The following is a 6,927-nucleotide window of genomic DNA, read 5'->3' on the forward strand; positions in this document are numbered from 1 at the left end:
CTATGCAGAACGTGCAACCTGATCGGCGGGCACCACCTCCTCGAGTTCTTCCAGGAACCGATCGACCTCGGCAACCGTGGTTCGGTCGCTGAAGCTGAGGCGATAGGTGCACCGAGTGAGCGAGGCGGGCACGCCCGCCAGCTGCAATGCCAGCGGATGCTTCTCGCGCCAGGTGCCGGGAGGCACCGTGGTGTGGTTGGAGCTGCACGCCATGGATGCCGAGAGAAACACGCCCGCGTCGCTCAGATCCGCAAGCACCGCGCGGTTGTCGGTGCCCGGCAGCGAGAAGTTCACGATGAAGGGAGACCCGCCGTCGCGCGAGTTCACGATGACGTCGGCGTAGCGGTGGCGCAGCGCGCCGACCACATGCGCGCGCAAGGTCGAAGCGCGCTCGAATGCTGCCGCTTGCTCGGCATGCGCGATGCGCGCGGCCTCGGCGAAGCCGGCGATAAGGGGCAGCGCCTCGGTGCCCGAGCGCAGCCCGCGCTCCTGTCCGCCGCCGAACGCCGTGGTGAACAGCCGGGTGCCGCGCCGCACGTACAACGCGCCGACGCCCTTCGGACCGCCCACCTTGTGCGCGCAGAACGACAGCAGGTCGGCGTCCAGCTCGTGCACGTCGAGGGGCAGCTTCCCGAACGCCTGCACCGCGTCGGTGTGCACGAGCGGCCCGCGCGTTTTTCTCGCGCAGCCGACGGCGCGGCAACGCCGGACGACGTCTTCGATCGGGAAGCGGTACCCCAATTCGCTCTGCACGCTCATCACCGTGGCCAACACTACGTCGGGAACCTCGTCCAATATGCGATCAAGTCCGGAAAGATCGAGCTCGCCGTCGCGAGCGTCCAAGTAAAACACCGTCCAGCCGTCGCGCTTGAGGCCGCGCACCGTTTTCGTGACCGAAGGGTGTTCGAGCGCGGACGTGACCACCGCCCCCGCACGGCCATGATCGCGAGCGTACGCAGAGCACGATCCCGTGATGGCGAGGTTGTTCGCCTCCGTGCCGCCCGAGGTGAAATAGATCTCGTCGGGAAACGCGCCCACCGCCTCAGCCACGACCGCGCGGCTCTCGTCGAGCAACGCCCTTGCTGCACGCCCTTTCGCATGCTGGGACGACGGATTTCCGTACGCATCGCGCATGACGGCGGAAACCGCCTCGATCACGCGCGGATGCATAGGCGCGGTCGCCGCGTTGTCCAAATAAACTTCAGCGCCTCCATGCGCTGAGCTCTCATCTGCATGCATACGTTCCATAACTTCCCCCGTCCCCTGGCGGCCGCCGTTTCGCGCGGCCGGCCTCTCCGTTGGCTCTGGTCGAAATCTAGCAGCCCTTACACCCGTTTCACCGCGACGGAACGGGGGCAACCCGAAAATACCCCTGTCAGGGGGATACGTTTTGCGGGGATCGCCCCCTGCGCTTGCAGCCTTTCCCCGGCAAACCCGATACAATAGAGAACGGGGGAAGGGGGAAGCATGGGAAAGTTCGGCTTTGCTGCGCTGGGCAAGCGCATCAAGCTCTCCGTGTTCAGCTTCGACGTCCAGCCGACCATCGCGTTAGGTTTCGCGCTGCACTGGACGTGGGTTTGGGTAACGTTTTGGAGCTCGACCTTCTACTCCATCTCGCCCGCGCCAGGGCCGGCCACGGTAGGCGTGCCCCTCGAACCGCTCTGGCTGCTTTCGCTTTTAACGAACGTGCTAGGCTACGGCGCCCTGTTCGTCATGAGCCGCAAGCGGCCGGTATTCGGACGCAGCTCGGCCGTCCCCCTCGTAGCCGGAGCCCTTACGCTTATGGGGACGCTGCTCGTTTCGTATCCGTCGGCCGCTTCGTTCAACGAAGCGAGCTCGTTCGCCTACTTGTTCGGAGCGCTGATCACCGGAGTCGGAAGCGCCGTCGAGGTGATCCTCTGGGGCGAGCTTCTCACCATACTCGGCGCACGCCAGACCATCGTGTACAGCATGCTGGCAACCGTCATCGGCAGCGCGTTCTACCTGCTGCTGTCGTTTCTGCCCGATCAGGTTGCGCGCTTTCTGACGGTAGGACTTCCCGCTGCGGAAATGTGGCTGTTCACGCGCAAGCAGAGCATCGTGCGGACCGCGCGCCAGCCCTCCGACGAAGTCGCCGGTCCCGACGCGCCCCCATCCGGCCGCAAGCCCCGCCTCACCACGACGCGCAAGGCGCTGCTGGAGATCGCGGGCATATCGCTGTTCTTCGGCCTTTCATACGGACTCATGAAAGGCTTCTTCGCGCTGAGCAGCGACAACCTTATCACCGTGCGAGACTACCTCAACATCGTGGCGCTCATCCTGGGGGCTACCGCCATCCTCGTCACCACCAGCGTGTTCCGAATGGATTTCCGGCACATGACTTACCAGGTCGCCTTGCCGCTCATGGCGGCGGGCTTCATCTTCTTCTCGCTCACTTATCCGCTCGACCTCATCGGGTTCGCGCTGCATCAGATGGGCTACCAGTACTTCTACATCATCATCTGGGCGCTATGGGCGCTGCTGGCGCGCAAGCTGGACAAGCCGGTGGCCCGTTTCGCATCGTTGTCGATGATGATGCTCATGGCCGGCCAGCTGGCCGGCTCTATTGCAGGCGCCCAGCTCGTGCTGCTTGCCGACGACCCCTACACGATGGCCGTCGTGGCCGCATGCTCGGTGTTCGTGATCCTGCTCGTGTCGCTGTTCGCCTTCGAAAGCCCTTTCCCCGAATCGGGATGGAGCATGTTCGATCCGCCTGGCCAGGATGGACCAGCCCCGCGGTTCAGGCGCTCGCTCAAGAAGCTGGCCGAGATGAGAGGACTGTCGCCGCGCGAGACCGAGGTGCTCGAACTGCTGGCGAAAGGACGCAACTGCAGCTTCATCAGCACCCAGCTGGTCATCTCGGAGGAAACGGCGAAAACCCACATCAAGCGTATCTACCGCAAGTTCGGCGTGCACTCCCAGCAGGCGCTCCTCGACATGATCGAGCTCGACGGCGACTGCCACTGAACCCCCGCACGCAAACACGCCGGAAGCCGCGCCAAAAGGCGCGGCTTCCGAGGGAGGGAGGGTATGGCAGGTTGAAGAGCTACGCGGTTGCGGCGTGCTTGCCGGCCACGCGGCCGCTGGTCATAGCGTTGCCCATGTTGTTGCCGGCCGAGGGGCAGTTGTAGGCGTTGCCGTAGCGCTCGCCCATCGTGTTGCCCACGGCATACAGACCCTTGATCACCTCGTTCTTCGAAGCGGTCAGCACCTGGTAATCGCCGTTCACGCACAAGCCCGCCAGGGTGTTCAGGCCGGGGCCGTACAGCTTGTTCGTGCCCTGCGTGGCAACGAAGAACGGACCTTCGTCGATGGGGATCAGCAGGTTCTCCGGCTTGCCGAAGTCGGTGTCCTTGCCTGCGGCGCACAGCTCGTTGTAGCGCTCGACGCTGGCCTTGGCGTTCTCGAGCGCCTCGCCTTCGAGACCGGCGTTCTTCAGCGCGTCTTCGAGCGTGGCTCCCACGAATATCTCGTTCACGAACGGGCTCGTGCGGTTCGCGATCTCCAAACCGCGCACTTCCACCGTGCCGGCAGCGGGATCCGCCGCCGCCATCTGCGCCTGGAACTCCTCAATGCCCTCGGGGAAGCCCCAGTTGGGAGCGCCGTGATCGAGGCCGCCCGCCTGGATGTAGCTCATGTACTTGCTGTCCATGATGGCGAAGTTGCCCACCATCTTGGCCTCCGGGTTGATAGGCTGGCGGCACGACTGCGCCAGCACGAGGCCCGCGAACGATTCGTTCATGAAGCGCTGGCCGTTGCAGTTCATCCACAGACACGGCGTGGAGCCCCAAGGGCCGAACGAGATGGAGGGCGCGTCGCCCGCAACCGGGCGGGGATGGCTCTCGATGGCGCCGCCCGCCCAGCACCCGATCTTATGACCGGATCCGTCGCAGTCGGTCATGCCCATGAGCTCGGCGCGGTCCACGCCGTGGCGCTCGGCGTTCTCGGCGCATTCGGAGCACAGCTCCCACACCATGTCGGTGTTGCCACCGAAGTCGCCCGTGGCCAGGATGACGCCCTTGGCCGCCTCGAACTTCACGTAGTTACCGTCGGCGTCCTCGGCGATGATGCCCTTAACAGCGCCGTCGGCATCCTGCACGCAGCGCGCCGCGGTCTGCCCGCAGAACCATTCGGCGCCCAGATCCTCGGCCGCGTCGCGGCAGTATTCCTCGATTTCGGACAGGCGCGAGATGCCCGTCTTCTGCTTCTTGCCCACGGGCTGCTCGTTCTTCGTGCCCACCGTCTGCACCGTGGACGCCCACATCTTGTAGCCCGAAACCTCCACGGGGTAATCGGCACCGCTGGGCTTGTCGTAGGCGATCTGCACGATGCACTGGCCGCCCTCGTAGTCGAACACGTCCGACGTGTCGGGGATCAGCGAGGCCAGGTTGTCCATCATCTCGCCGGAGTTGTACACGAACGAGCGGATGACTTCGGTGTTGCAGCGGCCGTTGGCGCGGCGCACGTACTCGTTGACGATCTCGTCGAGGTCGTACGGGCCGAAGCCCCACGCCTCCAGCATCTTGGAGTTGTACGAGCAGATGTCGTCGCCGCGGTAAACGATCTCGCCGTCGTTGTGCTTCTCGATGACGGCGACCTTCGCGCCCTCCTGCGCCGCCGCAAGCGCCGCCTGCGTGCCGGCATGGCCGCCGCCCACCACCACGACGTCGAAGCTCTTCGTCTCTTTGATGTCGGCGTCGGCGATCTCGGGCGCGCTTCCCAGCCAATCCTCGTCGCACATGTAATAGGTCGGACGCGCGACCGCCGCGTCGGCGGACGACGCGTCGCCGTTCTTAGCCGACGCGGACGACGCCTGCGGCGCGCATCCGGTCAGCCCGGCCATCGCGCCGAGGACGCCGGCGCTGGCGGCGCCCACCAAGAAGTTCCTGCGAGAAAGTTCCATGTTCCCCATCTCCTTTGCGTTGTGCTTCGTACCCTGCGACCCCATCTTTGCCCGAACCGACGCACGCTTCCATCCGAAAAAACGTTGATTTGCGTTTCCGCAGATGGCGAATGCTTCTCAACGATTTTACGTAGACGCCTCAACGTCGATTGTTTACGCAGGTGAGACGCGCGAATGCTATAATGCGACGCACGGCGAGGGAAGGAGGCGGCTATCGAGACGCAACGCGAAACAACGGGCAAGCTCGAACGCGGGCGAGCGGGCGAAGGGCTCTCCTTGCCTGCGATGACAGCGCTCATCGTTGGCGTCGCCTGCCTGTTCTCCACGCTGCTCATCTATTCGGGAACGGTCATCTCGTTTCTGCGCTTCGAGCATACGTTGCTGTTCGTGGGCACCTTCGCCGAAACCACCCTGTTGGCGGCCACGCTGTTCGGCGCGCTGTTCCTCGGCTTGTCGCTGGCGGGAAAGCGCCTGCCGTCCATGCTGCTGGGCGCCGGGGGCGGCATGCTGTGCCTGTGCTGCGCGCTCGCGTTCGCGTACTTCTCCTGGTTCGGCAGCTTGGGTACGGCGCTGCTCATCGCGCTTGCCGTGGCCGCCACCCTCGGCGACGTGTGCTTGGCGCTCACGTGGGGGCGCATCTGCGCGCGTTTCAAAATCAAGCGCGCGCTCGTCGCCGTTTCCCTTGCCAGCATGCTGTCGGCCGGGATCTGCTTTCTGTACGCCGTGCTGCCCCTGCCGGGCGTGACGGTGCTGTTCGTGCTCAGCTCCATCGCGGCCGTCATCGTCCCTCTCGCGTTCTCGGGAACGGCGGACAGCACCGAGCAGACCGCCCCCGAACGCGCCGAGGGCCGCACGACGGGCGCCACCCTGGCCTCGCTGGCCGACGTGGTCGTCGCGCCCGGGCTGGGGCCGCTCGTGTTCGCGTTCGCGATGGCCGTCATGCGCACCGCGTTCAACGAGAGCCAGAACGCCTACCTGGCCGCGCTCGCGCTCGATGCCGCGACGCTGCTGGCGTACACGACCCTTCGCAAAAAGCGCTTCGCGCTGCGAGGCGGCATGCACCAGACGTTCCTGCCGCTCATGGCCATGGTGCTGCTGGCGGCCACCAGCATCTCGGCATCGGTGGGCAGCGGGTCGGGACTCGTGTCGTTTCTGACCTACGCGCTGTACGCGCTGGCGGCCATCCTCACGCTGGCCACGCTATGCGCCATCGCGAACGCGGGCGAGTTCTCGGCCGACCTCGTGTTCTCCACCGCCGTGCTGCTGTTCTGCGCAGCCTCGTTCGCCGGCCAGAGCTTCGCGAGCGTGCTCGACGACGACCTCGTCCATGTGGCGGTGACGGTCACCACCACGCTGTACGCGTTCGTCATGGTGCTCTCGTCGTACATGCGCCGCACCCGCGATGCGCACGACGAACAGCGCGCCGCCGAGCACGCCGAGGACGAGGCGACGCCCGCAAGCTCGCCCGACCGCTGCGCCCAGCTGGCGGACGCGCACAACCTCACGGCGCGCGAGCAGGAAATCCTCGCCTACCTCGCCGAAGGCCACAGCGGCGCCTACATCTCCGACGTGCTGTTCATCTCGCCGAACACGGTGCGCACCCACATCCACAACATCTATCGCAAGCTCGACGTCTCCTCGCGCGAGGACATCCTGCGCCTGACGAAGGGTTGATCTCGGTCACACCAAGCCGAATACGAGCTCGTCGGCATCGTCGCCCCAGCTCAGTTCCCCACTCGTTGCTCGCCGAAAATATATGTTGTGATTTCGTGAAGAGGGGTGGTATAATAATCCGTGCATTTACAGAGGCTTTGATGCTTCGGTAAAGATAAGGGTTCTGTTTTTTGGAGGGGGCAGAACCCTTTGTCTTTCTTTGGGACGTTCGCGTCCCATTTTTTTATGCCTGCAGCTCGCGCTACGCGGCATCGTGGGTTATAGGCAAGAAAGTGTGTCCAGAGCCTAATCGTAATCCATGCGATAAGGGCCGCTTGCATGCAGGTCATTCC

General features: G+C 64.7%; 4 protein-coding genes. 2 read left to right on the plus strand and 2 right to left on the minus strand.

The window, feature by feature from the left end; translation table 11 throughout:
- Positions 1-1,194, minus strand: coding sequence for a cysteine desulfurase family protein (locus tag GT590_RS07915; protein WP_009305150.1), 1,194 nt, complete (start codon positions 1,192-1,194; stop codon positions 1-3).
- Positions 1,195-1,467: 273 nt separating this feature from the next.
- On the opposite strand from GT590_RS07915, the gene GT590_RS07920 reads away from it, so the two are divergent.
- Entirely contained in the window at positions 1,468-2,985 is a 1,518-nt protein-coding gene (locus tag GT590_RS07920) for a helix-turn-helix transcriptional regulator (protein ID WP_009305151.1), read from the plus strand.
- 79 nt (positions 2,986-3,064) lie between these two features.
- Here GT590_RS07920 and GT590_RS07925 read toward each other — a convergent pair whose 3' ends face one another.
- Positions 3,065-4,921, minus strand: a complete 1,857-nt coding sequence (locus tag GT590_RS07925; protein WP_009305152.1) for an FAD-binding protein — start codon at positions 4,919-4,921, stop codon at positions 3,065-3,067.
- 285 nt (positions 4,922-5,206) lie between these two features.
- Between GT590_RS07925 and GT590_RS07930 the strand changes: the two genes are divergently transcribed.
- On the plus strand, positions 5,207-6,595 hold the full coding sequence (locus GT590_RS07930; RefSeq protein WP_009305153.1) for a LuxR C-terminal-related transcriptional regulator: 1,389 nt from the start codon (positions 5,207-5,209) through the stop codon (positions 6,593-6,595).
- Positions 6,596-6,927: the final 332 nt, after the last annotated feature.

Source organism: Eggerthella sp. BIOML-A1, assembly GCF_009875595.1.
GTDB lineage: Bacteria > Actinomycetota > Coriobacteriia > Coriobacteriales > Eggerthellaceae > Eggerthella > Eggerthella lenta.